Origin of the sequence: Polynucleobacter sp. AP-Feld-500C-C5 (genome assembly GCF_018882265.1) — a bacterium.
GTDB lineage: Bacteria > Pseudomonadota > Gammaproteobacteria > Burkholderiales > Burkholderiaceae > Polynucleobacter.
This window is the reverse complement of the sequence record NZ_JACVOW010000005.1, coordinates 1-22,138: the sequence shown is the minus strand read 5'-3', so window position 1 is coordinate 22,138 and position 22,138 is coordinate 1. Positions and strand designations below refer to the sequence as shown.

Sequence of the window (22,138 nt, the reverse complement as noted above, 5' to 3'; positions counted from 1 at the left end):
ACTACAACCATGATCGAATCAAGCAAAAACTAAAGGGATTGAGCCCGGTGCAATACCGAACTCAATCCCTTGTGCTAACCTAACTAAACTGTCCAACTACTGGGGGTCAGTTCATCGGGTGGCTTTTCAACATGAACTGCGTTGTTAGGTTGTCAAGCACATTATTAGCACAGTAGCAGTTATGGCAATACCAGATAAGGTCAAATAGGTGCCTAGTCCTGGAGTATGAAACAGAATATCTTTATTCATGGCTCACCCCAACTTGTTTTTTAATATTTACAGGCTCATCAAAATTAAATAAGAAATTATTTTGACTTTGTCTGAGATGTCTAATGATCATGCGATCTTTTAAACGATCTTCGGGTTCTAGTTTTCTGCTAATGCGAGTAAGTTCAGATGGTTCAGTATTGCCTTCCTGCTCTTGCATGGCTAATCTCCTTTGTGAATGATTTAAAGTGCTACATTCCCAAGAAAATCTCCTTGGGAAATCATTTAACAGCTCTCACATGAATTTTCAATGGCACTTTTATGACAAAAAACGAGATATTTTTTGTAGTGCTAGAGGTCTTTATTGGGTGCGGAGGTGAGCAATAATTCACCATGTAGAAATTCTGAAGTCTTCATAATTATTTTGTCTAAAAGAGTTGTCATATTCTTTTTGTAAAATCGCAATATGCAATTAAAAGTGTTTGACAGTTTTTTAGCCAAAACAGTTCTTGATGATGATGTGATTGGTCTGACGCCCTTGAAGGCGGGAATGTACCCAATTAAGGCTATAGAAGATGAGCAGTTTGAGGTTACTAAATCGAAGGCAACTATCTGCTACCTAACAAGCGAGCAGCTTGAACAAGTCATTAAATCCCATATAGCAGTGGTTATCAATGAGTAAGATCATAAATAGAGCCACTTTGAAGCAATAGGTTGATGATTTATGACAAATATAGAAAAACGATTTCCTATAAAACTAAGCCCTTGGTTTGTAGCGTTATTGCTTTTAAGTAGCCCGCTAGGATTTGCGCAAGAAATTCAGTTCGGGGTCAGGCCCTATTATCTAATCGATGCTATGAAAGATGGGCCCTTAAAAAGTCAGTTAAAAAGCTGTACTGGGATTACTCCCCATCGATCTTCATTTTCAATTGCTCACCGTGGCGCTCCTTTAGAGTTTCCCGAGCATACAGTGCAGTCTAATAAAGCAGCCGCATTGATGGGGGCTGGTATTTTTGAATGTGATGTCACTTTTACTAAAGATAAGCAGTTGGTTTGCCGTCACGCACAAAATGATTTGCAAGGAACAACTAATATTTTATTAACCAACTTACGAGAGAAGTGTACGAAGCCTTTTACTCCGGCAAATGGCACCGAGCCTGCGCTAGCTGAGTGTCGAACGACTGATATCACTCTAGAAGAATTTAAAACTCTGCGTGGCAAGATGGACGGATTTAATAAAAACGCCCAGAATATTCAATCCTACATGGCAGGTACACCATCTTGGAGGACCGAATTGTACTCCGAGGCTGGCGGCACTTTATTAACGCATCAGGAGTCTATTGCTTTATTTAAACAATTTGGCGGTAAATTTACTCCTGAATTAAAAGAGGCGGTTGTGCCAATGCCCTATATAGGTTTTACCCAAGAGCAATATGCACAAGCGCTGATTAATGAATATAAGCAGGCTGGTGTTTCTCCTAAAGATGTTTTTCCACAGTCATTTAATTTGAATGATGTGTTTTACTGGGTTCAGAATGAACCAGAGTTTGGAAAGCAGGCAATTTATTTGGACGGCAGATATGAGCAGAAAGGGTTCAATGCGGCTCAGCCTGAAATGTTGAAACCAAGCATGCAAGAGCTCTATGCTAAAGGAGTGCGTTACATCGCTCCCCCTATATGGGTTTTGTTGACAACTAGCAGCAATGGAGAAATTATTCCATCGGCTTACGCTAAAGCGGCAAAAGATGCGGGTTTAAATATCATTACTTGGTCATTAGAGCGTGATGGACCAATGAATAAAGGTGGAGCTTGGTATCACCAGTCTATTAAAGCGGCAATTTATGGCGATGGGCAAATCTATGAGGTTTTAGATGTGCTTGCCAGGCAAGTTGGTGTCAAGGGGGTATTTTCAGATTGGCCTGCAACAGTTACTTACTATGCTAACTGTATGGGAATTGATTAAGGATGGGGCTATAGCATCAATTTGCAAAACTCTGACATCCTGAATATTCAATTTTAAATGCCCTAATTTCGTTCAATTCCTGATTTGTCACGCTATTTACATATTCCTTGGTCAAGCTGAAGAATCTTGTTATTAATTAGATTCCCTGTGGGGTAGAAGGGGTAGTAAATGCCTTCAGTGAAAGATTGTCTTGCAACTAAAACCAATGTTTTGTACACAGTTGCGCCTACTGAACATGTAGCTAGGGCTTTGGAAAAGATGCGAGATCATCATGTTCGAGCTATCTTCGTCATCGAGCAAACAAAGTTGGTGGGAATTCTCACTCAGCAAGATGGTGCTATCAAAGTTTGTTTAGGTGGCCATGATCCACAAAAAGTCTTGGTAAAAGATTTTATGAGTACCAATCTTTTAAAGGTCACTTTAGAGGACACATTAGAGCAGTGCATGGAATTAATGACTGCCAACAGCATCCGCCATCTACCAGTAATTGAAGATAATGAATTGATCGGCGTGGTTTCCATTGGCGATATAGTGAAAGAGACTCTAAAGCACAAAGTGGGTACTATTAACTTCTTATCGCGTTATATCAAAGAGTGGGATAACAGTCCTAAATAAATTACATTTTATGCTGACTGAACTGAAAAGCCCTCATCAGAAATAGTAGGCTTATTCTTTAGAGTCATATAAATAGGCCTCTAGATCGCATTTACCAGACATTTTTAAGTGACACGGATTCGTCATAATTCATTGCCATACGAGGTGTTAGACAGTTGCTCCAAAATTCCTGTGGTTTTCGAAACCAAAGAGTGAGAGGCCACTTCCTTTAAATCCATGAATTTGCTTACACATTTGCTTACACACCGCTACTGACCACCCGCAGAGCCCCTGTTTATAAGGGTCTACCTTGGGTGTCTGCTCTCATAATCCTTTGGTCCCAGGTTCAAGTCCTGGTGGGCCCACCAGTAAAGCAAAGGTCCGTACCGGACACATGCTTTACGTCCGGTACCGACCACATGGTTTACACATTTACCAATCACACCCCCAATACTTTGGGACCAAATGGATTCTCTAGGGCACTAACCTTGTGAGACTCCATATCAAAGTAAGCCATATCGTAATCCATAAAGCTCACTAACCACACATCGTCTTCGACTTGGCGCAGGCCCACGTCATGACCAGCGAACACGGTACTAAAGTGGATCTTTTGATTGCCCAGACAGATCCTGCCGCATTTAGTCACAGTGACTGTTTTATCGTGGAAGGGGTAACTGACATCTGGCAATCCTTCATATTTTCGACTTGATGGGGTATAGAGCTGCGCAGGTTTTTTCATCTCCAGTGCTTGATGGGGCCGCTCATAGTTGTACTCATAGATAAAGTCTTCGAACTTATCTTGTTGTTGCAACAGTGTTTTGGCGGGTGGTTTAGTCGTCGCTTGCTTGAGCGTTAAATGCATGCGCTCATGCCGGCCATTTTGCTGAGGATTACCCGGCTTAATGCGCTCAATGCCAATCCCTAAGCGGAGCCACCAAACTGACAAACTGCTCAGACCATAAATGGCATTGGGGCTAGCAAAGGGCACCCCATTGTCCGAGCGGATAGAGCCTGGCAGGCCATACTCCTTAAAGAGTTGCTCAAAGACGGTAAAGGCTTGCGCCTCACGGGTGCTCTCTAAACCTTCACAGCAAATCAAAAAGCGAGAGGCATAGTCCGTCACCGTTAAGGGATAACAATATTGCTTGTTACCCAACATAAATTCGCCTTTGTAATCTACGCACCATAGGGCATTAGGGGATTGAGTATTGCTTAATGCGGTACCTTCAAGCTTGCCATACCGGCGCCGTTTCTTTTTGACTAGGCCATGGCGATCCAGTACAGCGTGTACGGTGCTCTTAGCTGGCAAAACTAGCTGCGGATAGTGGGTGTGGATGCGGTCTCGCAGTTTAGGAGCGCCCCAGGTCGGGAACTCCTTTTTGAGGTTCACGATCAATTGCTCGACCTGGAAGGGCAGCCGGTTGGCTTGCCGAAAGGGTCGTCTACTGCGATCCGTAAAGGCTTCTAAACCACTATCTTTATAACGATCAATGATCTTATGGCCAGTCACTCTAGAGATACCGAACTCCTGACACAGGGTAGTAATCTTCTCGCCATCGAGGTAACGAGACACAAATTTGAGCTTTTCGTCCATCTTCGTACTTTCATTCCACGGCATAGAGTGGTCCCTCCTATGCCAAAAACTGTAAAGTATGTGTCCGGTATAAAACGTAAACTATGTGTCGGGTAGGACAATCAAAACCACCTTCGGGTTGGTATTTTTTTGAGCGCCACTTCAAGTAATGGTGCTGATACTGAATTGAATCTTCGATTTAATTATTCAAGACTTCTCAGCATGAAATTTCTTTTTGCCTTAAGATATTAAGTAATAATGCAATCTTTTGGAGAATTACGATGTTTGCTAAAACCACACTTAGCGTTCTTGCCTTTGGCATAGTATTAATTGGCTTGCTGCAATATTTCAGTAGCGGTGAGTATTTAGTTTTTGTGAGCGGCATGGTGCTATATTTCATGGTTGCTATTTCGGATAGCATTTGCAAGCTGATGAATAAATAATTCTCTTAATCATTCATCGCTATACCAACTCTAAGGTTGGTATTTTTTTTGCGCACTCATGCTTAAAACTTTCTGAGGCCATTGGCTGAATAATGAGCCGATTGATTATTTATCGGTTTTTAGCTTGTAGCAGCGTAAAACAAAACTCATGATTTTGAGGACTTTTTAGCAATACGCTTATTGATCTCTTTCAGCATTGCTTCATCAGGCTCGCTCCAATTGGCACCCGCTTGATTTGCCATATAGACAACCGCAGAAGCAAATTCTGGAACGGATAGGTCTGGCTTTCCACCTTTTGCTGGCATCGCTCTTACGCCGTAATAACCATCAGAAGTAATATGTGCCTGACCCTCTTTAATTAACTTACCCCATTGCTTTTTATCGCCCACCATAGGAGCCTTATTTAAACCAGTGGCATGACAGCTCGAGCAAACAGCTTTATAGGTGTCTTCACCGCTGGCTAGGCTCAGCAGGCTAAAAAAAGATAAGCTGAGAAATAGAAAATATTTCATTTTTAAGACTCATAAAGTTGGTTAATGTGAAATTAATAAGAAAATTTATCTAAATTAGCAAAGATCTTAGGATAGTTGATTTCTAGATTATTGTCTTTTGGCCTAGCAAAGACTCAATTGCCATCAATGACACAGTTATGTGCTCTAATGCGACTCAATATGATTACTGTCGTTATTGCCTCCTACAGGTACGGACACCTTGCAGCGCATTGCATCGAGTCGCTACTTTCTCAAACTACTCCGCCCGCAAGGATTTTATTTGTAGATGATGGCGGCTTGGATTGCGATCATTTGCCAGGCATATACCCAGACATTGAATATATATTAAGGAAAGATAATTTAGGTGTTGTAGATAATTTTCAAGACATCCTATCTCAGATCAAAACAGAATATGTACTTTTCATAGGTGCTGATAATTGGTTGCGATCAGATGCAATTGAGTTGTTATCCAATGCAAGCACCGATATTCTCACTTACGATATTGTCGTTACAGGTGAATTAAAAGAAGAGATCTTAAATAGGGTGCCTGGTGAAACTGTGCCCTATCAAGGAGACCTTTATTGGAATCGCCAATATCAGCATCACGGATCCATGTTGTACCGTACTGCTTTTGGACAAAAAATTGGTTATAAAAAAAGATATGAAGATGGAATGCATCCCCAAGAGGATTGGAATTTATGGGATGAGATGCTTGAACAAGGTGCTACAGTAAGCAGTCTCAAAGAAGGACTTTTGTTCTACAGAAGGCATCGAGAAAATTTTTTGAAATATCCTCATCAATCTTTACAGCCAGAGCAGGCTGACTTTAATTGCGCTCTTGAGGAGTAGGTAGGAAGATATAATTTCCTACGTACCCATCTTTGGGTCAATTGTGATGCAGGTCTTCATTGCTTTTAACTCTATAACCTTTAGCCATTCTGGTTTAACTTTGGGATCCATCACCAACTCATTAACTTGTCGATTGGTCGCATTTTTATTAATGAAGTCAGCTTGGCAAGTGCAGTAGGCTGCAAAGTCCTCTTCGGTAAGGACTTTTCCTTTAATGCCTTGATGTTCCGACACTTGTTCGCGAACACACATCTTTTGATAATCTTTAGAAATTGGCTGAGTAGATGAAGCGTTGTTCATGACCAATAAAAAACTAAACAATAAACTGGCGCGGTATAAGGGCACAGTATTTCTCCTTTTTTATTCAACCTAAGTGGTAGATATTTTTTCCATAACTGTAGCGAAAGACGGTTAAATTCATCTTTCTCTGGGCTAACTTAAGATCATGAGCCTAAAAGGTGGTTTAAATGGCGATTAAAGTAGGCTTTGCGTGCCTCGATTAAAGCTGTTGCCACGTTGTTTAAACACTTCGTCATTTTTTTCATGATTTAAATCCTCCTGATGACAGCGTATTGGTGCTGGCAGCCGAAGAGCAGTCGCTCTAACTGTTGATGGCTGCTGGGACTCTGGCTAATGATGAACTGCTCTAAATCATGATTAATGCTGTGATAAGCAAAAATCTGGTTTAAGAGGCTTAATAATCGTGTCATTTAAGACTCCTTTAACAAAATGTATTAGGGTTTATACGAATTCAGTATGCGCTTAATTTCTCTATGCTGCAGGACAGCAAAAACCCCTTTATAAGTAGTCTTATACGTAAAAACCCTAATAGGTACAAAATCAATTTGTCTCTTGACCCTTCAATAAGGTCCTTAAGTCGCCTACAGGCGACTTCTTTTTAAGTCATTTTTGTCGTGTTACTAAACAAGAGGAATTGTTATGCTGAAGTACATCAATAGGTCGCTCGAACAAACTATCAATACCTTAATTGATATCACCGCCTATTCACGCTTTGGTGTTCCAGTAAGAGCAATTGATATAGCTAAGCGTCAGCATCTTTCGTTAAGTCGCATGGAAATTTTGCTCTCAGCGCTTAAGTCTGCGTATTTAATTCGAGCCGCTAAGGGACGTAGGGGTGGATATTACTTAGCTAAAGATCCGCAAAGTATGACAATCAAAGATGTGTTTTCAGCGGTAAATCAATTTAGATCTAGAAAAGTCATCATTACAGACTTTGCTAAAGAGATCATTGAGTCTTTTGAGTCATACATGCGCGATTGCTTATCTAAAATTACAGTAGCATCGTCAGCAAAAGATCCCAGAACAAGGCCTTTTCAAATAGAGTCTATCCCGGCGTGGGATTCGCAGAAGTATCAATTGAAAGAGATCCCTAAACAGGGTAAATGGGATACACAAAGCGTTCTGATTACAAAAGCTGAATTACAAAAAACAGAAAAGCTAGGGCCCAACTCCATATTTGATTTTAGTAATTACCTTTAAAAAAATGAGATTTTTAAAAAAGATGAGACAGTTTTATGATGAAATCTTGAGTCACATAAGGGTACATCTGAGATGAGATCTGTGATCGAACGTAGTCAACCCGAATATTCAGTTCATATAGAACGTGAGTTACGCTCTGATCATGCAGGCGAAACAGGTGCCGTCTATATCTACAAAGGAATTATTGCAGTTGCAAAATTACGCAAAGATCAGGAGCTCATTAGTTTCGCCAAGCATCATGGGGTGACTGAGGCAGAGCATTTGCAATTAATAGAGTCGATATTAGAACCAAAGTATCGAAGTCGATTGCTCGGGCCTTGGCGCTTGGCAGGATGGTTGACTGGTGCGATACCAGCCCTATTTGGTAGAAATTCTGTATACGCAACGATTGCCTCTGTTGAGACTTTTGTAGAGCAGCATTACCAGCAACAGATTGACTACCTCCAAAAAAATGGTGGATATGATGAATTACTTAGGCTACTGATACGTTGCCAAGCTGATGAAATCAATCATAAAAATGAAGCAAGCTCAAAGGTCTTTTTTCCCATGCCATTCATTTTAAAAATCTGGTGCGCTTTAGTGAGTAGCGGATCAGCAGTAGCTGTGTTGCTGGCTAGGCAGTTTTAAGGAATATTATGAATATGATTAAACAGCTAAAGGTAAAAATTTAATGATACAGATTCAGGTATGGGCTGACTTTGAATGTCCATACAGCTATTTTCAAACGATCGTTCTCGAAAAGTTACAAGCAAGATACCAAGAGAGGTTAGAAATAGTGTGGAGAGCATTTGAGCTAACTCCGGTTGAGGGAAATATTTTGCCTACACAATCCTATATCGATAATCTTGAGGCTTCCAAGTCTGAGCCCATTGTTGTGCAGGAGAATCTTGAGCTTTTAACCCCAAAGACTCTAAGTTACACATGGCTTGCGCAAGAAAGTGTTTACTTTGCTAATTCGCAGGGTTTATCGCTAAAGCTTGCTAGGGCACTGTTTGATGCATTCTTTTTGCGAGGGCTGGATATCAGTAATGAAGAGGTAGTGATGCAGATTGCTTCCCAAATCGGAATTGATGCCCAACGATTAAAAAATGCACTTGAAAATGGCGAGTTGACCAAACATGTAATGGCTGATGAGCAAGAATTTAAGACCTATGGCTTCCAAGGTTTGCCAGCTATGCTAATTGGTGAGAAAGATTTTTCACCTAGAAGCTTCATGCCCATAACTGGGTATAAAACTGTTGAAGAATTACTTAAGATCTTGCCTAGATAGTGCTTAGTAGAATTAACGCTCACGACTAATCGCTTTTGCGACTAACAGAGTAGCTGCCTGATCTGACAGATACTAAAAATCAATCAGTTTTTTTTAATGTCTTCTACGTTTTTTCCATGTATAAGGTTCCCCATTTGAGAACTTACCGCTAGTGATGCCGTCTACTCCGAACTTGCCTGCAATTTCTAGATTATTAAATTTAATCGTAACGAACTCACCAAGCTCCTTAGCCCATTCCATAGCTTCATCAAGCGTCTTAAATTCATACGTTTTCGAATGATGTTCTATTGTTATCACTGTAAGCTCAACGATGTTAATGGGGTTTAGACTGCTTTAGGAGGCTAAAGCAACAATCTCTTGATGTTTACTCTGAAGGGCTAGAGGATCTAAGATTATTCAAAGTCAATGAATCCACTGAGAGTCTTACTCCAAGTGATCCCGATCCAGCGTATACAGGTAATTTTCTAAGGCCAATATCCATTGCTTTAATTTCAGAATATTTTGCACATGCTTCGGTAATGCGGGTCATGAGCCTCTCCTGCGTTTCGTAATGACAATCTTCTGCAAGCCTGTTGATCTCGATAATCAGGGGGCCATAATCAAAAACATTCTGCATCATATCTTTTGAAATCAGAACCAGTTTTGCATCAATCCAAAGCGTTAAATCTAAAAGGTGTTGCTCGGGAATGATCGCACCTGGCCCATAGGTACCAATTTGAGTTTGGAGTTTAAGGTCTCGCAATTCAATGGATGCTAAAGACATTTCTATCCCTTATTAATTAAATGAGGTTGCTTAATGCTAATTTCGTTCGCTAATTTAAAACCGCTGAGCCAAGCGCCTTCAACTCTGCCGCCATTGAGCCAATCGCCACAAAACCCCAGATTTAAATCCTCTCGGAGTTTAAAGCCTAGAATTGGATTGATATATCCGCTTGCATAACGCCAACGATGAATCGCAATATTAGACTCATCACAATCAAAACCAAGTTTCTTAGCGCAATCAAGAATCAGCTTAGATGCTTCATCTTTTTCTAACTCAATCGATTCTTGACTCCACTGTGGATTGGCATGAATCGTCCAGGTCTCTGGACCTGTTCGGTTGGGTTTGGAGTTATTTCGAGATATCCAGCTAATAATTTCATCATTTACAAAAGCTGCATCAAATGGAGCATTAGGTTTTCCTGTAAATCTTGCCATCACAGTCCAGCAACCTTGCATATCTACATGATTGGCAATTTCCTCAATTGATTTATCTATTGGTTCAGCAAGGATCTGGGCTTGTGGCGCAGGCATGGCAACAACAATCCAATCAAATTGTTGCTCAATATCTCCAGTCTCTTGACTATGCAGTAACCACTTACCATTCTCATAAGCAATGAGATCAATAGTTTGATTGAATTGAATGGGTAAACTTTTGGCCAAATATCTTCCTGGTGAATTCATAGCAGGAATGCCGACATAACGTTTTTCAGAAGAGCTGTGCTCATGCCATTGATTGGCCCTATATACCTTTATGCGTGGATTCCAGATAGCAGCTACATCAGCATCCATCCATTTATTAAGCTCCTGAATGAACACGGGATCTCTGGCGGTGAAATACTGCGCCCCGTGGTCTGCTGACCATTCATCTGTATTACGAGTACTCATGCGACCGCTGACACCACGACTCTTTTCAAAGAGTTGAACTTGAAAGCCGAGTGCATTTAATTGGGTTGCACAACTAAGACCAGCTATACCGGCACCAATGATTGCAACAGAGGTCTTTGTTGACTGATGCTCAATCATTGTGGACGGTAATTTTTCTAAAGGTTATATTAATACGAGGAGTATGAATAGTTTTGGTTTTGAGTAGTGCGTGCTGCCAAAATTGTTGAGTAGGTGCATGCATGATGAGAGCGCTACCATTTTCTAGAAATAAGGAAGTAGTCGATTTATCTTGTTTGTGTTTAAAAGCAAATTTACGAGGGGCACCTAGGCTTAGCGAAGCAATGGGAGACTGCGCGTTCAGTTCTTTTTCATCATCACTATGCCAGCCCATAGCATCTGTCCCATCATGGTAGAAATTGAGTAAGCAAGAATTAAAGTCTGCTTTGGCAAGCTCTTCTATTTGGCTTTTTATTGCCAACAGTATTGGAGTCCAGGCTTGAGGTTGTTTTTTTACCCCAGAGTAGGTGTAAGCACAATTGGGGTCTCCAACCCAGGCTACTTTGCGACGAGTAATTACCAACTTTCCAAACATCATGAGCTGATCCGCATCCCATTGAAGTGACTGTTGTAACCGATCCATGAGCTTGGCGCTATTGGCCGTGCTTATAAAGCCTGGATGGTAGTGAATGCAACCATCCTTAGGTAATAGATTTAACTTGCTCTGAGTGAGGTCAGCAACAAATAGAGAGTCTTGATTCATGAAAAGAATTGGACGTCAGCGCCAAGTCAATAAAAACCCTAGAATAGCCTTAATTCTTGTTTCTTGATGGGCTCTCACCGATGAATCAGTATCTCTATACCTCGTTTATTACACTATTGACCGTTCTATTGATGTTTGGGTTGACTTTTAATGTTGGTAGAGCAAGGGGTAAATATCAAGTGAAAGCGCCTGCAGTATCTGGGCATGAGCTTTTTGAGCGTGCCTATCGAATCCAGCTAAATACGATTGAAAATGTTCTCATGTTTTTGCCTGCTTTGTGGCTCTATGCCATATTCATCGGAGATAAAGGGGCGGGTGATTCGGGTGTAATTTGGTTAATTGCTAGAGTTTGGTATGCGATTGCCTATCAACTTAATCCCGCTAAGCGCGGACTAGGTTTCTTAATTTCTATTCTTGTGGTGGCAGGTCTATGGACAGGCGCTGCCTATGGAATATTTCACCAGCTGATTAAAGTTTAAGCATGAAAGCTCCAGATAAGCGCTGTTGCGGTTCAGGTGTTTGCATCATTAACGATGCTGGCGAGTGTTGGTGTGGGCAAGTCTGGGATGGTGAAAAAATGGCAGCACCCACTTTAAACTTAAAGCCAAGCGCTCCAAAGAACGTAGAACTAGATTCTAATAAACCTGAGTCTGACTAATAGGGCTACGCTAGAGCGCCTTTGTTTTCAGGATGCCTTGACTAGTAAGTATATAAAAGTAGCTAGCTGAAAAAGATTAATGACTACGCTGGCTCCATGTAGAAAATGGAACTGACGGTTGCGACCATTATCTTTAGCGTTATTGATTTTCCCAGTCAGGTAAAAAAGCGTAAATGCAAAAAATACTACACAAACTGCTAGTAATGCCTTGTTGCTTGAATCCGTCTCTGTAAATACACAGACCAGTGTGATGAATCCCAAAGTTGCGTAGTATTTTGGAAAAAAGTTTCTGACGTATTTGCTGGACCATTCAACTGGTAGCACTTTAAAAACAGTCGGCGCCACAATAACGGTGAAAAAGAGCATGATGCCAACCATGCTAGATAAAAGATAACTTGTAATCATGGTGACTTTTCTAAAAAATTATCCGTAAACCCTACGGAGTGAGTGGGCTGCTACCCCGTCTTTGAGTGCATCTCTAATTGGGATTGCTATTAAATCTATGCCCTTATTTACCAAAATCTTTTCCAGCTTGGATGGAACAGGCTTTTTCAGTTTGGTATGAGCCCAACTGGGGAGGTTGATAAAGCCAGCCTTACTAATTAGTTTTACAAAGGGCTTGGACTGTATATTGCTGGGGAAGTCATCTAAAAGTTGAATGATGCTCTGGGCACGTTCGCCATAGTGGAGCTCTGGAAGATAAGACTCAATCGCTTCCTGCGTTCCTTTAAGAGTATCCGGTAGATTTTGAGCGCCAAGCATTTCACCCAAAGCCTTCATCTCTTTGAAGTATTGATCCTGCTCCTGTCTAGTGAGCTTTGGGTATCGATAGTTTTGGTAGGCCTCCAGAAAACTGAGGGTTTCCGTCAGATGAACCCAGGCCAATAGACGGGGATCAGTTGCAATATACGGCTTTCCAAACTCATCGCTACCATGGATATGTTGATGAATTCGATTGACCTTCTCAATAATCTCATGAGCCATTTGATGGGAGCCATAAGTGGTTGCGGCGATAAAGTAGGCGGTTCTACCTAATCTCCCTTTGAGATCTTTTCTAAAGCTTGAATGATCCCAGACTCCTGCTAAAGCTTGAGGGTGTAGTGCTTGTAGTACTAAGGAGCTAATACCCCCAATCATCATGGAGATAAAGTCTGCATGTACTCTCCAGGCAATAGACTCTGGGCCAAAGAGACCACGATCTCCCTGAGGGGTAAGGAATGCCACAGGCGGTCCGCTACCACCACCTACCATTTCTCGAATCGTTTTACGAATTAGTTCATTGAGCATTGCTTTAATGCATCATGAGATTTCTTAAATCGTCATCTTCAATGATTTCCGTAATGAGATCTAGTCTGATGCGGGGATTGCTTTGCGCTAATAAATGATTTTTCTGTGCAAGAGAGATGGGCAATAGCTCAGCAAGACGGTTTGAGACCCAGCCACAGTCATCAGTCTTAAAAGGTTTTTTAAAAGGGGCATCACCTAATAGGTCTTCACTTTGAATCACTGAAATAATTTGATCTAATAATTGCGCTACTCCATGATGTTCCTGGGGAATTGGCATGAGTGGATCTTTATCTAAAAGCTCTACTTCGCCCATCCAAAGTCCATTGGTCTCTTGTTTGCTCTTGATTAGCTTGAAGCGCTTCGTGCCAAATGACCTCGTCATATAAAGAGCAGGCTGGACAGGGTCAAAATCCTCAATTTGAGCCAGTGTGCCAATGTTTGAGAAGGACAGAGAAACATCTTCTTCGTTAGCATCAGAGTTTTTGATGATGCTCACCACACCAAATTCTGTCTTCTCTCGTAAGCATTGTTTGATCATGTCGAGATAGCGAGCCTCAAAAATCTTCAAAGCAATCACACCATCCGGGAAAAGTACGGTACCTAGTGGAAATAAAGGGATTTTTCGAAAAGAGGAGATGGAATCGTTCATTGGTTCAATTTAATGGATTTATCTCATCTTTGCTGGCGCTCAATAAGGACAAAATGCCCCCACTGTTTTTTCTGGTGATCAGCATCAAATATCGTTTGCGTTTACATTTAGAGCTCAATACTAGGAGATATAAATGATTCAACAGTTTCGTATCAAGCTCGCTCGCTGGATTCTAGGAAAGCATTGCCCATGCTATCAAATGGGTTATCACAATATGGTCGATTTTCAGCAACGAAGTGCTGACCAGTTAGCTAAAGCTCAAGAGCGTAACAAGATTCAATAAATATAGGATTGCCTAGGATGATTGGGTGTCACAAAGACGCCAGGCTATTAGGATGCTAGTAAAAATCTGAGTGCATAGTAATAAGGATGTGATGCTATTTAAGATCGCAAAGTAGTTTGCAAAAGGTGAGAGCATTACTGGCATTCCATCTTGTAGCGCAGTTTCTCTCAAGTAATCCATCCGAGGTATTAGTAAAAAGCTTGCTCCTGCAACAGAAAGGATCAATATTAGTGAGGGCAGGCGAACTGCCTTCAGATTGCATAAGTCTCGCTTAATTAAGGCGTTGGAGAGGCTTAAGATAGTAAATGTGCACCCCAAGAAGTAATACGCGAGATGCTGCATCAAGAGATGCGCCATCATGCCCGCTGCCTGAGAATCCTCTATTAAAAGATAGACAATTAGACAGCTAAGTACTTGAGCAATGATCCCGCCGGCCATTAAACCAGCAAGTAAGCGCAATAAGCGTAGTGGGAGGGAGTATTGGGTGGGGGCACTAGGAACTTCAACCATGGGATAAAAAGGGTTAATTAATGCGCTGCAGCACAAAGTTTGAATCAGTTTCATACTAGCCGTAATCTAACTTTTATACCAAAAACACCATGGAAGTCACTCAAGCAGTCAAAGTAGCCCTGAATACTTTGGTCGATATTGCAAGCCACTCTAGTAACGGTCAATTAGTCACTGTTCCGGAAATAGCCAAAAGACTGCGCATGTCGGTTAGTCGCATTGAGCTATTGCTGAGACCTCTGCGGGAATCTGGACTTGTCATCGGGATTAAGGGGCGAACTGGGGGTTATCAACTTCTAAAAGACCCTCGCATGATTACGATCAAAGACATTGTTTTAGCGATGAATCTCATTAAAAAAAGAAAAGTAGAAGTATCAGATATTGCAAAAGATCTCTATCAGTCGCTCGAGACTTACATGATGAATTGCATTTCTAATGTTACTTTGGCTTCTGCTATTAAGGATTACATTCCACGCTTTAGTGAGGTGCAAACTGCGCCTGAGAGAAAACCCTATTTCCCCACAGAGTCTGAAGTAAAGGCTAAGCAAGAAAAAAGCCCCAAAGGAGAGACTCAAAAAGTTCTAAAGACTTCATTTAAAAAAGTTGAAGAAATCCCACGCGGGCCCAACTCCATTTTTAGTTTTGCAGACTACCTTAATAAAAACTCACCAGCAAACTAAAGTTATCAATTCATTTGGCGTGGATATTCAGCAGGTGTCATACCCTGATTTAGCTTTTGTAGATATTGAAACCACTGGTTCTCATTTTGATCGCGATCGCATTACCGAGATTGGTATCAAAACTCTAGCCAGCAATCAAATTCAGGTATGGGAGCAATTAATCAATCCCCAAACCTTTATTCCGCAAAATATCCAAAGACTGACTGGCATATCACCCCGGATGGTTGAAGATAAGCCAAGCTTTGAGGAGGTGGCGAAAGAGTTAAAGCAAGAGCTTGAGGGGAAAATATTCATAGCCCACAATGCTCGATTTGATTACGGTTTTATCAAAGCATCTTTTAAAAGAATCGGCATAGACTTCAAGCCTAAAGTTTTATGTACGGTAAAGCTTTCAAGATTACTCTTTCCAGAGCAGTCTCGCCATAATCTAGATACCATCATTAACGCTCACCATCTGAAGGTGAGCGCCCGTCATCGTGCGCTAGGCGATGCAGATTTATTGCTCCAGTTTTGGCAAATATGTGAAGCGAAGTTTGGTAAAGAAAAGCTGAATGAGGTGATCAATCGGCTGGTTGGTAATCCTAGTCTGCCGCCAAATATAGATAAAGACTTAATAGACTCTATTCCTGATGCTCCAGGCTGCTATATCTTTTATGGGGAAAATAAGGTTCCCTTATATATCGGTAAGAGTATTTCTTTGCGCAGTAGAGTGATGGGTCACTTTCAGGGAGCCTTGACGCAGCGCAAAGAAATGAAACTCTCTTTACAAATCCGAGACATTGATTGGATAGAGACTAGTGGTGAGTTAGGCGCCTTAATTTTAGAGTCTCAGCTGATTAAAGAACGTATGCCGAGCATGAACATCAAGCTTCGTCGCTCTAAAGATCTTTGTGCTTGGAGTTTGGAGATAGATTCTGCCGGGAAGCTTAAGCCAGTGCTTGTCAGTCAAAAGGATTTGCTGCCAGGCCTTCAAGATAACCTTTATGGATTGTTCTACAGCAAAAGAGAGGCTCACTCTTATTTAAAAGCAGTAGCTAAAAAGTATCGCTTATGCGAAGTATTGCTAGGAATAGAAAAGGGCGAAGATGGGAAGTCCTGTTTCGGATATCAAGTAAAACAATGTGGTGGTGCTTGTATTGGAATCATGTCTGCTGAAATGCACAATCTTCAACTGAAGACTGCGATGAATCTATATAAGGTACAAGTCTGGCCCTATGTAGGCCCAATTGCCATCAATGACGGCGGAGAAATGATCGTTCTAGATAAGTGGTGCTATCTCGGTACTGCTATTAATCAAGATGAGCTTTGTGAACTAGCAGAATCGGGAGAAGCTGAATTTGATCTTGATATTTATAAGATAGTGAAAAGGGCTTTGGCTGGACACTATAAAAATCAAGTGATTCAGTTGTAATATTTTTCTCTTAAGCATTGCTTTGGGTGATGCTGGGGTAAACGCCTAGAGTAATTATTTTTCGAGCTATCTAGTATGGGTATATGTCTAAGCTAATCGAACTAACTTATGTGAGTGAGCCGGCTCAAAGTATGTCTTTTTTGGGCTTGATGAGACTCTTGTATCACTCCTATTCAAATAATCAAGCATTGGGCATTACTGGGGCGCTCATCTATGAGGACAATAAATTCGGCCAAGTGATTGAGGGGCCTGAAAAAGATATTGAAGCCTTATGGCAAAAGATTCAAAAAGACGGCCGGCATAAAAATGTCCGCCTAATAGAATCTAAGCCTATCAGTGAGCGTAGCTTTAGCAAATGGACGATGGTATTTCAAGGTAGCGAAGAGATTGCTAAAACTCTGCCAGAAGTGAGTGCCGCTATTGAGGATATTGATTTTCCAGCGGGCCATCCGTTGTTAATTGCTTTGAGGAATGCCGGCTAGCACCCGCTTGATCTATTCAAGTTTCGATGGGGTATACAGTTTTTCTTTAACTTTGCTCAATCAGTTGTGCGAATGCATTTACGAATGACTCAGGAGGCTGAGCTCCTTGCATAAGATACTGATCGTTCAGAATGATCGCAGGAACAGAGTTAATTCCCGCATTTGTATAAGTAGCCTCTTCAGTACGAACTTCTTTGGCAAATTCATTATTCTTGAGAATCTCTAGAGCTCTATCTTGATCTAGGCCAGAACGAGTCACTGCATCTAGTAGATTATGTTGATCATCTAAATTCACTGCTAAGCAAAAGTAAGTATTGAGCAATTCTTTCTTGAGGATTGCTTGCTTCTCCAGCCCAAACTCTTGACCTGCCCAATGCAGAAGACGATGAGCGTCAAAGGTGTTGTAAACCCTTTTGCGACCTTCTGGATGAAATTTAAATCCTGCCTCTAAAGCTTTGGCTCGAATATTGGCCTGATTGGTTTTGACCTGCTCTGCAGTTAAACCATATTTTTCAGTGAGATGTTCGATAGCATCTTGGCCGCCTTTAGGCATATTAGGGTTGAGTTCGAAGGGGCGAAAATGCACCTCAAAATTTGTCTGATCACTGAGCTGATCAATCGCTTGATTTAGATTGCCTAGACCGACTGCGCACCATGGGCAGGCGATATCAGATACATAATCAATTTTGATGGTTGGTTTCATCATTTGATTCTACAAGCCTATTGGTAGTGAAGTGCTTGGTAAGTCAGTGTTGCCTAAAGCAGAACTAAAGAGTGAGAAAGCATTTCTTAAAAGATGTGAAATTTCACAGCATAGTTACTGACATGACGCTAATAACTAGCCACTCTTTTCCCCGTATTTTTAAGTTGAAGTAGTGTAGCCAGCATGCCCAAAATTCTTTGAGTATTTGAATAAATTTCATCTTCCGCACAATTTTGGGGCATGAGTTAAATGCCTTCCTGGGACTCAATATGAATTGCTGCATGTTTTGAGTCCCATTCCTTAAAATTCTGATCCCAATTCAATAATCACCATTTTGGTGCGAATCATTTTCATGGGAAGTGGTTTGGTGCGTTGCTGTATCTTCCTGTGATTTTGGCAGGTTAAAAATGACTTATTAACTTTTTTGCTTATTTTTAATGACTAAAACCTCTAGGAGATTCAAATGAATTCATATCGTCCCTTTGATCCTGATAGGCCGTTATTTAGTAGTCGTTGTAGTTGTGGTCGTCATGCATCCGATGCTGAGCATGCCCTTGATTTGTCTGCGAGAGTCGACGAAGAGAAAATGAGTGCTGATTTTGTGGAGGCAAGTCTTGTCAAGGCATTGTTTCCGCAAGAGAGTCGTCGCCGCGCATTTCTAAAAGCGGTTGGTGCTGGCGGTGCAATGAGTGCCTTATCTGGATTCTTGCCTGTAGGTGCCTTACAGGCGATGGCTCAAGAAAAAGCCCCTTTAGAAAAGCCTGATCTCAAAATTGGTTTTATTGCGATCACCTGTGCCACCCCTCTTATCATGGCCGATCCCCTAGGTTTTTATAAGAAGCAGGGTCTCAATGTCACACTGAATAAAACTGCTGGCTGGGCGTTAATTCGAGACAAGATGCTGAACAAAGAGCATGATGCCTCTCACTTTTTATCACCAATGCCCATTGCAATGTCTATGGGATTAGGTTCTGATCCCACTCAAATGCGGGTGGCGACTATTCAGAACGTGAATGGCCAGGCTATTACTTTGGCGAATAAGCACAAAGATAATCGTGATCCAAAAAAATGGAAGGGTATGAAATTTGCTGTTCCATTTGAATATTCGATGCATAACTTCTTGTTGCGGTACTACGTATCTCAAGCTGGATTAGATCCTGATAAAGATATCCAGATTCGCGTTACCCCACCTCCAGAAATGGTTGCCAACTTACGTGCTGGCAATATTGATGGATTCCTGGGGCCTGATCCATTTAATCAACGTGCTGTTTATGACGAGGTTGGCTTCATTCATATCTTGACTAAAGAAATCTGGGATGGACACCCTTGCTGTGCATTTGGAACATCTGAAGACTTTATCAAGAAAAATCCAAATACCTTTGCAGCGCTCTATCGTGCTGTATTGAATGCCTCAACCATGGCGCGCGATCCCGCTAACAGACCGCTCATTGCAAAAGTGATTTCGCCAGCCAACTACTTAAATCAACCAGAAACAGTTGTTATGCAAGTGTTGACCGGAAAATTTGCTGATGGTCTTGGCAATGTTCAAAACGTTCCTGACCGAATTGATTTCAACCCAATTCCCTGGTACTCAATGGCGACTTGGATGCTGACCCAAATGCAGCGCTGGGGTTATGTCAAGGGTGATATTAATTACAAAGACATCTCTGAAAAAGTATTCCTGCTGACCGACGCTAAAAAGTATATGGGGGAGACTGGCATTGCTGTTCCAGCTCTGGCAAAAGCAGGTTATAAAAAAGACAAGATCATGGGCAAAGAGTTTGATCCAAGTCAGCCTGCTGCTTATTTGAAATCTTTCCAGTGAGTCAGAGATAAACATGAATAAGCTTTCTATCAAAGTTCGTGGAGCCATACTTTCGGTTGCCATTTTGGTTTTTGCATTATTGCTTTGGCATATCGCAACTGCCCCAAAAGTAGTTTCTACCCCAGCAGTTAGTACGGGCAACAGTGAGTATCAAGCCCTGATGGGGCAGGGTGGCGGGGTCTCTGTGGAGAAGTCTGGATTTCCAACGCTAACCCAAATGGGAGAAACCTTTTATAAGCAACTTTCAAGCCCTTTTTATGACAATGGTCCTAATGACAAGGGGATTGGTATTCAGCTTGCATATTCCTTAGCTCGAGTTGGGCTTGGCTTTTTGCTTGCAATGTTAGTAGCTATTCCTTTCGGCTTCTTAATTGGGATGTCGCCATTGGCATATGAGGCATTTAATCCGTTCATCCAAATCCTCAAGCCTATTTCTCCCTTAGCGTGGATGCCAATAGCGCTGTATACGATTAAAGATTCATCCATCTCCGGCATCTTTGTGATCTTTATTTGTTCAGTATGGCCCATGCTGCTCAATACAGCATTTGGTGTGGCCAATGTTCGCAAAGAATTATTAAACGTCACTAAGACTCTGGAAGTTTCTCCTTTCCGAAAAGCTTTTTTAGTGATCTTGCCAGCAGCTGCACCAACGATTTTGACTGGAATGCGAATCTCAATGGGCATTGCATGGCTGGTGATTGTTGCCGCAGAGATGCTTGTTGGGGGCACCGGAATTGGCTACTTCTTATGGAATGAATGGAACAACCTATCTATCTCCAGCGTAATTTTTGCCATTGTGATGATTGGACTAGTTGGGATGATTTTAGATATGGCATTTGCAAGATTACAGAAGGCAGTTTCTTATGCAGAATGAAAAATCATTTTTAAAAGTTGAGAGTCTAAGTAAGTCATACAAGACGGATGCGCCACCAGTATTCGAGGGTATCAATTTTGAAATTGAGCGCGGAGAGTTTGTATGCATCATTGGCCATTCGGGCTGTGGCAAGACAACGATTTTGAACGTGCTGGCTGGTCTTGAAGATGCTAGCAGTGGTTACGCTTATATGCTGGGTCGAGAAATTAATGGCCCAAGCCTTGATCGTGGCGTTGTATTTCAGGGGCACGCATTAATGCCTTGGATGACGGTCTTGCAAAATGTTGCCTTTGCGGTGAAGTCTAAGTACCCAGATTGGTCAAAGCAGCAGATTTCGGATCACTCTAAAAAGTACTTGGCAATGGTTGGGCTCGTTAATGCTGAAAATAAGAAGCCTTCTGAGTTATCTGGTGGCATGAAACAAAGGGTTGGTATCGCCAGGGCTTTTGCAATTGAACCAAAAATGCTTTTGTTAGATGAGCCCTTTGGTGCATTGGATGCCCTGACGCGTGGCGTGATTCAAGATGAGTTGCTCAAAATTTGTAGCGAAACCAAGCAAACGGTTTTCATGATTACGCATGATGTGGACGAAGCGATTTTACTCTCAGACAAAATTATGTTGATGAGTAATGGGCCGAATGCACGGATCGCCGAAATCGTCATCAATACATTGCCTAAGGATCGAAAGCGGGCAAGCTTGCACCATGATCCGATGTATTACCCCATGCGAAATCACTTGGTTGATTTTTTAGTCAATCGTTCTAAGGATTTGCAGGCTAAAGGATCTGCTGGGGGTTTAGACGGCTACCAGCCAATCTTGGTATGCCCAGGTCTACAAACCCCAGTGACTCAATAAATTCAAACTTAAAACTTAGGAGAAAAAGATGGATCGTTCAGTAGTGACACAGAAAATTATCGAAGCCAAAGTTCGCAAAGGCATGAAGTGGAGTGACATTGCCAAAGCAATTGGCGAGTCAAAGGAATGGGTTACTGCAGGCTGCTTGGGCCAAATGACCTTTACTAAAGCACAGGCTGAAGCTGCTGGTAAGTTATTTGACTTGACCGATGAAGAAATGGCTTGGTTGCAAATTGTTCCTTATAAAGGCTCTTTACCAACTGCAGTGCCAACCGATCCACTGATCTATCGTTGGTATGAGATTGTGAGCGTATATGGCACCACGATCAAAGAGTTGATCCATGAAGAATTTGGCGATGGGATTATGAGTGCGATTGATTTCTCAATGGATATCCAACGCGAACCAGATCCAAAAGGTGATCGTGTGCAGGTAGTGCTATCAGGTAAGTACCTTTCTTATAAGACTTACTAATCAAGCTAGTCTCTTAGTAAGCCACCTTCTGAACTGACCCCCAAAAGTTGGACGCTATGTCCAACCAAGGGGGTTTTGTTTTATGAGCAAGTACAGCAAGCAGTTCAAGCTAAAGGTAGTTAAAGAGTTTCTAAAGTCAGGTGGTCTTAAGCGG

The 22,138-nt window shown here is 41.7% G+C and carries 33 protein-coding genes; 19 read left to right on the top strand and 14 right to left on the bottom strand.

Translation table 11 applies throughout. The features are described 5' to 3' along the window. On the top strand, positions 1 to 83 hold an 83-nt coding region (locus tag ICN21_RS01510; protein ID WP_216152370.1), incomplete at its 5' end, for an IS3 family transposase. Positions 84 to 241: 158 nt separating this feature from the next. Here ICN21_RS01510 and ICN21_RS01505 read toward each other — a convergent pair. Then, positions 242 to 427 carry a hypothetical protein gene (locus tag ICN21_RS01505; protein ID WP_215294227.1) on the bottom strand — a complete coding sequence of 62 codons (186 nt, stop codon included), beginning with the start codon at positions 425 to 427 and terminating at the stop codon, positions 242 to 244. 246 nt (positions 428 to 673) lie between these two features. On the opposite strand from ICN21_RS01505, the gene ICN21_RS01500 reads away from it, so the two are divergent. From ICN21_RS01500 to ICN21_RS01490, 3 genes are all read left to right on the top strand, one after another. Beyond that, on the top strand, positions 674 to 889 hold the full coding sequence (locus tag ICN21_RS01500; RefSeq protein ID WP_216176241.1) for a hypothetical protein: 216 nt from the start codon (positions 674 to 676) through the stop codon (positions 887 to 889). Positions 890 to 1,063: 174 nt separating this feature from the next. After that, positions 1,064 to 2,170 carry a glycerophosphodiester phosphodiesterase family protein gene (locus tag ICN21_RS01495; RefSeq protein ID WP_255534161.1) on the top strand — a complete coding sequence of 369 codons (1,107 nt, stop codon included), beginning with the start codon at positions 1,064 to 1,066 and terminating at the stop codon, positions 2,168 to 2,170. Positions 2,171 to 2,338: 168 nt separating this feature from the next. Next, on the top strand, positions 2,339 to 2,785 hold the full coding sequence (locus ICN21_RS01490) for a CBS domain-containing protein (RefSeq protein ID WP_216176237.1): 447 nt from the start codon (positions 2,339 to 2,341) through the stop codon (positions 2,783 to 2,785). 418 nt (positions 2,786 to 3,203) lie between these two features. On the opposite strand, the gene ICN21_RS01485 is transcribed toward ICN21_RS01490, so the two are convergent. Beyond that, entirely contained in the window at positions 3,204 to 4,382 is a 1,179-nt protein-coding gene (locus ICN21_RS01485; RefSeq protein WP_216176236.1) for an integrase core domain-containing protein, read from the bottom strand. Positions 4,383 to 4,618: 236 nt separating this feature from the next. On the opposite strand from ICN21_RS01485, the gene ICN21_RS01480 reads away from it, so the two are divergent. After that, positions 4,619 to 4,780 (top strand): hypothetical protein, encoded by a 162-nt coding sequence (locus ICN21_RS01480; RefSeq protein WP_216176234.1) that lies wholly within the window; start codon positions 4,619 to 4,621, stop codon positions 4,778 to 4,780. 146 nt (positions 4,781 to 4,926) lie between these two features. Here ICN21_RS01480 and ICN21_RS01475 read toward each other — a convergent pair whose 3' ends face one another. Next, on the bottom strand, positions 4,927 to 5,292 hold the full coding sequence (locus ICN21_RS01475) for a cytochrome c5 family protein (protein WP_216176232.1): 366 nt from the start codon (positions 5,290 to 5,292) through the stop codon (positions 4,927 to 4,929). Between the two features lie 159 nt (positions 5,293 to 5,451). On the opposite strand from ICN21_RS01475, the gene ICN21_RS01470 reads away from it, so the two are divergent. Continuing rightward, on the top strand, positions 5,452 to 6,120 hold the full coding sequence (locus ICN21_RS01470; protein ID WP_216176229.1) for a glycosyltransferase family A protein: 669 nt from the start codon (positions 5,452 to 5,454) through the stop codon (positions 6,118 to 6,120). A gap of 18 nt (positions 6,121 to 6,138) precedes the next feature. Here ICN21_RS01470 and ICN21_RS01465 read toward each other — a convergent pair whose 3' ends face one another. Continuing rightward, entirely contained in the window at positions 6,139 to 6,465 is a 327-nt protein-coding gene (locus ICN21_RS01465) for a hypothetical protein (RefSeq protein ID WP_216127650.1), read from the bottom strand. Between the two features lie 203 nt (positions 6,466 to 6,668). Beyond that, entirely contained in the window at positions 6,669 to 6,830 is a 162-nt protein-coding gene (locus tag ICN21_RS01460) for a hypothetical protein (protein ID WP_216176227.1), read from the bottom strand. A 229-nt stretch (positions 6,831 to 7,059) separates the two neighbouring features. Here ICN21_RS01460 and ICN21_RS01455 point away from each other — a divergent pair, with 229 nt between their 5' ends. The 3 genes from ICN21_RS01455 to ICN21_RS01445 all read left to right on the top strand — a co-directional run bounded on the left by ICN21_RS01455 (position 7,060) and on the right by ICN21_RS01445 (position 8,890). After that, entirely contained in the window at positions 7,060 to 7,620 is a 561-nt protein-coding gene (locus ICN21_RS01455) for an Rrf2 family transcriptional regulator (RefSeq protein WP_216176225.1), read from the top strand. Positions 7,621 to 7,692: 72 nt separating this feature from the next. Then, positions 7,693 to 8,247 carry a demethoxyubiquinone hydroxylase family protein gene (locus tag ICN21_RS01450; RefSeq protein WP_216176223.1) on the top strand — a complete coding sequence of 185 codons (555 nt, stop codon included), beginning with the start codon at positions 7,693 to 7,695 and terminating at the stop codon, positions 8,245 to 8,247. A gap of 43 nt (positions 8,248 to 8,290) precedes the next feature. Next, positions 8,291 to 8,890 (top strand): DsbA family protein, encoded by a 600-nt coding sequence (locus tag ICN21_RS01445; RefSeq protein ID WP_216176221.1) that lies wholly within the window; start codon positions 8,291 to 8,293, stop codon positions 8,888 to 8,890. A 93-nt stretch (positions 8,891 to 8,983) separates the two neighbouring features. On the opposite strand, the gene ICN21_RS01440 is transcribed toward ICN21_RS01445, so the two are convergent. The 4 genes from ICN21_RS01440 to ICN21_RS01425 form a co-directional block, all read right to left on the bottom strand. After that, a complete protein-coding gene (locus ICN21_RS01440) occupies positions 8,984 to 9,130 on the bottom strand; it encodes a hypothetical protein (RefSeq protein WP_216127635.1) in 147 nt (48 codons plus the stop codon). 124 nt (positions 9,131 to 9,254) lie between these two features. Next, the gene (locus tag ICN21_RS01435; protein WP_216176219.1) at positions 9,255 to 9,653 is read right to left on the bottom strand and encodes a dihydroneopterin aldolase; all 399 of its coding nucleotides are present in this window, start codon (positions 9,651 to 9,653) and stop codon (positions 9,255 to 9,257) included. A 2-nt stretch (positions 9,654 to 9,655) separates the two neighbouring features. Continuing rightward, positions 9,656 to 10,675, bottom strand: coding sequence for an NAD(P)/FAD-dependent oxidoreductase (locus tag ICN21_RS01430; RefSeq protein ID WP_216176216.1), 1,020 nt, complete (start codon positions 10,673 to 10,675; stop codon positions 9,656 to 9,658). Beyond that, entirely contained in the window at positions 10,668 to 11,297 is a 630-nt protein-coding gene (locus ICN21_RS01425) for an alpha-ketoglutarate-dependent dioxygenase AlkB (protein WP_216176214.1), read from the bottom strand. The genes ICN21_RS01430 and ICN21_RS01425 overlap by 8 nt, the downstream gene beginning before the upstream one ends. A gap of 80 nt (positions 11,298 to 11,377) precedes the next feature. Between ICN21_RS01425 and ICN21_RS01420 the strand changes: the two genes are divergently transcribed. Together ICN21_RS01420 and ICN21_RS01415 are read left to right on the top strand one after the other, a co-directional pair. Continuing rightward, complete coding sequence (locus ICN21_RS01420; RefSeq protein WP_216127626.1) at positions 11,378 to 11,776, top strand: MAPEG family protein; 399 nt, start codon at positions 11,378 to 11,380, stop codon at positions 11,774 to 11,776. Between the two features lie 2 nt (positions 11,777 to 11,778). Further along, positions 11,779 to 11,955 carry a hypothetical protein gene (locus ICN21_RS01415; protein ID WP_216127623.1) on the top strand — a complete coding sequence of 59 codons (177 nt, stop codon included), beginning with the start codon at positions 11,779 to 11,781 and terminating at the stop codon, positions 11,953 to 11,955. A gap of 27 nt (positions 11,956 to 11,982) precedes the next feature. Here the strand turns inward: ICN21_RS01415 and ICN21_RS01410 are convergent, their stop codons facing one another. From ICN21_RS01410 to ICN21_RS01400, 3 genes are read right to left on the bottom strand one after another with little or no spacing between them, the layout of a single operon-like run. Beyond that, positions 11,983 to 12,360 carry a DUF4149 domain-containing protein gene (locus ICN21_RS01410; RefSeq protein WP_216176213.1) on the bottom strand — a complete coding sequence of 126 codons (378 nt, stop codon included), beginning with the start codon at positions 12,358 to 12,360 and terminating at the stop codon, positions 11,983 to 11,985. Between the two features lie 18 nt (positions 12,361 to 12,378). After that, entirely contained in the window at positions 12,379 to 13,242 is an 864-nt protein-coding gene (locus ICN21_RS01405) for an oxygenase MpaB family protein (RefSeq protein ID WP_216176210.1), read from the bottom strand. A 4-nt stretch (positions 13,243 to 13,246) separates the two neighbouring features. Beyond that, the gene (locus ICN21_RS01400; protein ID WP_216176208.1) at positions 13,247 to 13,891 is read right to left on the bottom strand and encodes an LON peptidase substrate-binding domain-containing protein; all 645 of its coding nucleotides are present in this window, start codon (positions 13,889 to 13,891) and stop codon (positions 13,247 to 13,249) included. 133 nt (positions 13,892 to 14,024) lie between these two features. On the opposite strand from ICN21_RS01400, the gene ICN21_RS01395 reads away from it, so the two are divergent. Then, the gene (locus ICN21_RS01395) at positions 14,025 to 14,174 is read left to right on the top strand and encodes a hypothetical protein (protein WP_216127614.1); all 150 of its coding nucleotides are present in this window, start codon (positions 14,025 to 14,027) and stop codon (positions 14,172 to 14,174) included. 12 nt (positions 14,175 to 14,186) lie between these two features. On the opposite strand, the gene ICN21_RS01390 is transcribed toward ICN21_RS01395, so the two are convergent. Continuing rightward, a complete protein-coding gene (locus tag ICN21_RS01390; protein ID WP_216176206.1) occupies positions 14,187 to 14,738 on the bottom strand; it encodes a DUF4149 domain-containing protein in 552 nt (183 codons plus the stop codon). Positions 14,739 to 14,773: 35 nt separating this feature from the next. Here ICN21_RS01390 and ICN21_RS01385 point away from each other — a divergent pair, with 35 nt between their 5' ends. The 3 genes from ICN21_RS01385 to ICN21_RS01375 all read left to right on the top strand — a co-directional run bounded on the left by ICN21_RS01385 (position 14,774) and on the right by ICN21_RS01375 (position 17,254). Further along, the gene (locus ICN21_RS01385) at positions 14,774 to 15,361 is read left to right on the top strand and encodes an Rrf2 family transcriptional regulator (RefSeq protein ID WP_216176205.1); all 588 of its coding nucleotides are present in this window, start codon (positions 14,774 to 14,776) and stop codon (positions 15,359 to 15,361) included. 19 nt (positions 15,362 to 15,380) lie between these two features. Then, positions 15,381 to 16,772, top strand: coding sequence for an exonuclease domain-containing protein (locus tag ICN21_RS01380; RefSeq protein WP_216176203.1), 1,392 nt, complete (start codon positions 15,381 to 15,383; stop codon positions 16,770 to 16,772). Between the two features lie 83 nt (positions 16,773 to 16,855). Then, positions 16,856 to 17,254, top strand: coding sequence for a BLUF domain-containing protein (locus tag ICN21_RS01375; protein ID WP_215295617.1), 399 nt, complete (start codon positions 16,856 to 16,858; stop codon positions 17,252 to 17,254). 46 nt (positions 17,255 to 17,300) lie between these two features. Here the strand turns inward: ICN21_RS01375 and ICN21_RS01370 are convergent, their stop codons facing one another. Beyond that, a complete protein-coding gene (locus ICN21_RS01370; RefSeq protein WP_216176201.1) occupies positions 17,301 to 17,957 on the bottom strand; it encodes a DsbA family oxidoreductase in 657 nt (218 codons plus the stop codon). Between the two features lie 463 nt (positions 17,958 to 18,420). Between ICN21_RS01370 and ICN21_RS01365 the strand changes: the two genes are divergently transcribed. From ICN21_RS01365 to cynS, 4 genes are read left to right on the top strand one after another with little or no spacing between them, the layout of a single operon-like run. Continuing rightward, positions 18,421 to 19,782 carry a CmpA/NrtA family ABC transporter substrate-binding protein gene (locus ICN21_RS01365; protein WP_216176199.1) on the top strand — a complete coding sequence of 454 codons (1,362 nt, stop codon included), beginning with the start codon at positions 18,421 to 18,423 and terminating at the stop codon, positions 19,780 to 19,782. A 13-nt stretch (positions 19,783 to 19,795) separates the two neighbouring features. Continuing rightward, positions 19,796 to 20,656 carry a nitrate ABC transporter permease gene (gene ntrB / locus ICN21_RS01360; RefSeq protein WP_216176197.1) on the top strand — a complete coding sequence of 287 codons (861 nt, stop codon included), beginning with the start codon at positions 19,796 to 19,798 and terminating at the stop codon, positions 20,654 to 20,656. Continuing rightward, positions 20,646 to 21,512 (top strand): ABC transporter ATP-binding protein, encoded by an 867-nt coding sequence (locus tag ICN21_RS01355; protein WP_216176195.1) that lies wholly within the window; start codon positions 20,646 to 20,648, stop codon positions 21,510 to 21,512. The genes ntrB and ICN21_RS01355 overlap by 11 nt, the downstream gene beginning before the upstream one ends. 28 nt (positions 21,513 to 21,540) lie before the next feature. Beyond that, on the top strand, positions 21,541 to 21,984 hold the full coding sequence (gene cynS / locus ICN21_RS01350; protein WP_215295609.1) for a cyanase: 444 nt from the start codon (positions 21,541 to 21,543) through the stop codon (positions 21,982 to 21,984). Positions 21,985 to 22,138: the final 154 nt, after the last annotated feature.

What these genes read in the sequence shown, in the direction of transcription:
- ICN21_RS01495 (WP_255534161.1), top strand. Translation starts at nt 1,064, where the DNA reads ATGAAAGATGGGCCCTTAAAAAGTCAGTTAAAAAGCTGTACTGGGATT.
- ICN21_RS01370 (WP_216176201.1), bottom strand. Translation starts at nt 17,957, where the DNA reads ATGAAACCAACCATCAAAATTGATTATGTATCTGATATCGCCTGCCCA.
- ICN21_RS01425 (WP_216176214.1), bottom strand. Translation starts at nt 11,297, where the DNA reads ATGAATCAAGACTCTCTATTTGTTGCTGACCTCACTCAGAGCAAGTTA.
- ntrB (WP_216176197.1), top strand. Translation starts at nt 19,796, where the DNA reads ATGAATAAGCTTTCTATCAAAGTTCGTGGAGCCATACTTTCGGTTGCC.
- ICN21_RS01415 (WP_216127623.1), top strand. Translation starts at nt 11,779, where the DNA reads ATGAAAGCTCCAGATAAGCGCTGTTGCGGTTCAGGTGTTTGCATCATT.
- ICN21_RS01500 (WP_216176241.1), top strand. Translation starts at nt 674, where the DNA reads ATGCAATTAAAAGTGTTTGACAGTTTTTTAGCCAAAACAGTTCTTGAT.
- cynS (WP_215295609.1), top strand. Translation starts at nt 21,541, where the DNA reads ATGGATCGTTCAGTAGTGACACAGAAAATTATCGAAGCCAAAGTTCGC.
- ICN21_RS01410 (WP_216176213.1), bottom strand. Translation starts at nt 12,360, where the DNA reads ATGATTACAAGTTATCTTTTATCTAGCATGGTTGGCATCATGCTCTTT.
- ICN21_RS01385 (WP_216176205.1), top strand. Translation starts at nt 14,774, where the DNA reads ATGGAAGTCACTCAAGCAGTCAAAGTAGCCCTGAATACTTTGGTCGAT.
- ICN21_RS01455 (WP_216176225.1), top strand. Translation starts at nt 7,060, where the DNA reads ATGCTGAAGTACATCAATAGGTCGCTCGAACAAACTATCAATACCTTA.
- ICN21_RS01355 (WP_216176195.1), top strand. Translation starts at nt 20,646, where the DNA reads ATGCAGAATGAAAAATCATTTTTAAAAGTTGAGAGTCTAAGTAAGTCA.
- ICN21_RS01435 (WP_216176219.1), bottom strand. Translation starts at nt 9,653, where the DNA reads ATGTCTTTAGCATCCATTGAATTGCGAGACCTTAAACTCCAAACTCAA.
- ICN21_RS01485 (WP_216176236.1), bottom strand. Translation starts at nt 4,382, where the DNA reads ATGCCGTGGAATGAAAGTACGAAGATGGACGAAAAGCTCAAATTTGTG.
- ICN21_RS01490 (WP_216176237.1), top strand. Translation starts at nt 2,339, where the DNA reads ATGCCTTCAGTGAAAGATTGTCTTGCAACTAAAACCAATGTTTTGTAC.
- ICN21_RS01395 (WP_216127614.1), top strand. Translation starts at nt 14,025, where the DNA reads ATGATTCAACAGTTTCGTATCAAGCTCGCTCGCTGGATTCTAGGAAAG.
- ICN21_RS01430 (WP_216176216.1), bottom strand. Translation starts at nt 10,675, where the DNA reads ATGATTGAGCATCAGTCAACAAAGACCTCTGTTGCAATCATTGGTGCC.
- ICN21_RS01445 (WP_216176221.1), top strand. Translation starts at nt 8,291, where the DNA reads ATGATACAGATTCAGGTATGGGCTGACTTTGAATGTCCATACAGCTAT.
- ICN21_RS01390 (WP_216176206.1), bottom strand. Translation starts at nt 14,738, where the DNA reads ATGAAACTGATTCAAACTTTGTGCTGCAGCGCATTAATTAACCCTTTT.
- ICN21_RS01480 (WP_216176234.1), top strand. Translation starts at nt 4,619, where the DNA reads ATGTTTGCTAAAACCACACTTAGCGTTCTTGCCTTTGGCATAGTATTA.
- ICN21_RS01405 (WP_216176210.1), bottom strand. Translation starts at nt 13,242, where the DNA reads ATGCTCAATGAACTAATTCGTAAAACGATTCGAGAAATGGTAGGTGGT.
- ICN21_RS01470 (WP_216176229.1), top strand. Translation starts at nt 5,452, where the DNA reads ATGATTACTGTCGTTATTGCCTCCTACAGGTACGGACACCTTGCAGCG.
- ICN21_RS01400 (WP_216176208.1), bottom strand. Translation starts at nt 13,891, where the DNA reads ATGAACGATTCCATCTCCTCTTTTCGAAAAATCCCTTTATTTCCACTA.
- ICN21_RS01375 (WP_215295617.1), top strand. Translation starts at nt 16,856, where the DNA reads ATGTCTAAGCTAATCGAACTAACTTATGTGAGTGAGCCGGCTCAAAGT.
- ICN21_RS01460 (WP_216176227.1), bottom strand. Translation starts at nt 6,830, where the DNA reads ATGACACGATTATTAAGCCTCTTAAACCAGATTTTTGCTTATCACAGC.
- ICN21_RS01420 (WP_216127626.1), top strand. Translation starts at nt 11,378, where the DNA reads ATGAATCAGTATCTCTATACCTCGTTTATTACACTATTGACCGTTCTA.
- ICN21_RS01475 (WP_216176232.1), bottom strand. Translation starts at nt 5,292, where the DNA reads ATGAAATATTTTCTATTTCTCAGCTTATCTTTTTTTAGCCTGCTGAGC.
- ICN21_RS01450 (WP_216176223.1), top strand. Translation starts at nt 7,693, where the DNA reads ATGAGATCTGTGATCGAACGTAGTCAACCCGAATATTCAGTTCATATA.
- ICN21_RS01440 (WP_216127635.1), bottom strand. Translation starts at nt 9,130, where the DNA reads ATGGAATGGGCTAAGGAGCTTGGTGAGTTCGTTACGATTAAATTTAAT.
- ICN21_RS01365 (WP_216176199.1), top strand. Translation starts at nt 18,421, where the DNA reads ATGAATTCATATCGTCCCTTTGATCCTGATAGGCCGTTATTTAGTAGT.
- ICN21_RS01505 (WP_215294227.1), bottom strand. Translation starts at nt 427, where the DNA reads ATGCAAGAGCAGGAAGGCAATACTGAACCATCTGAACTTACTCGCATT.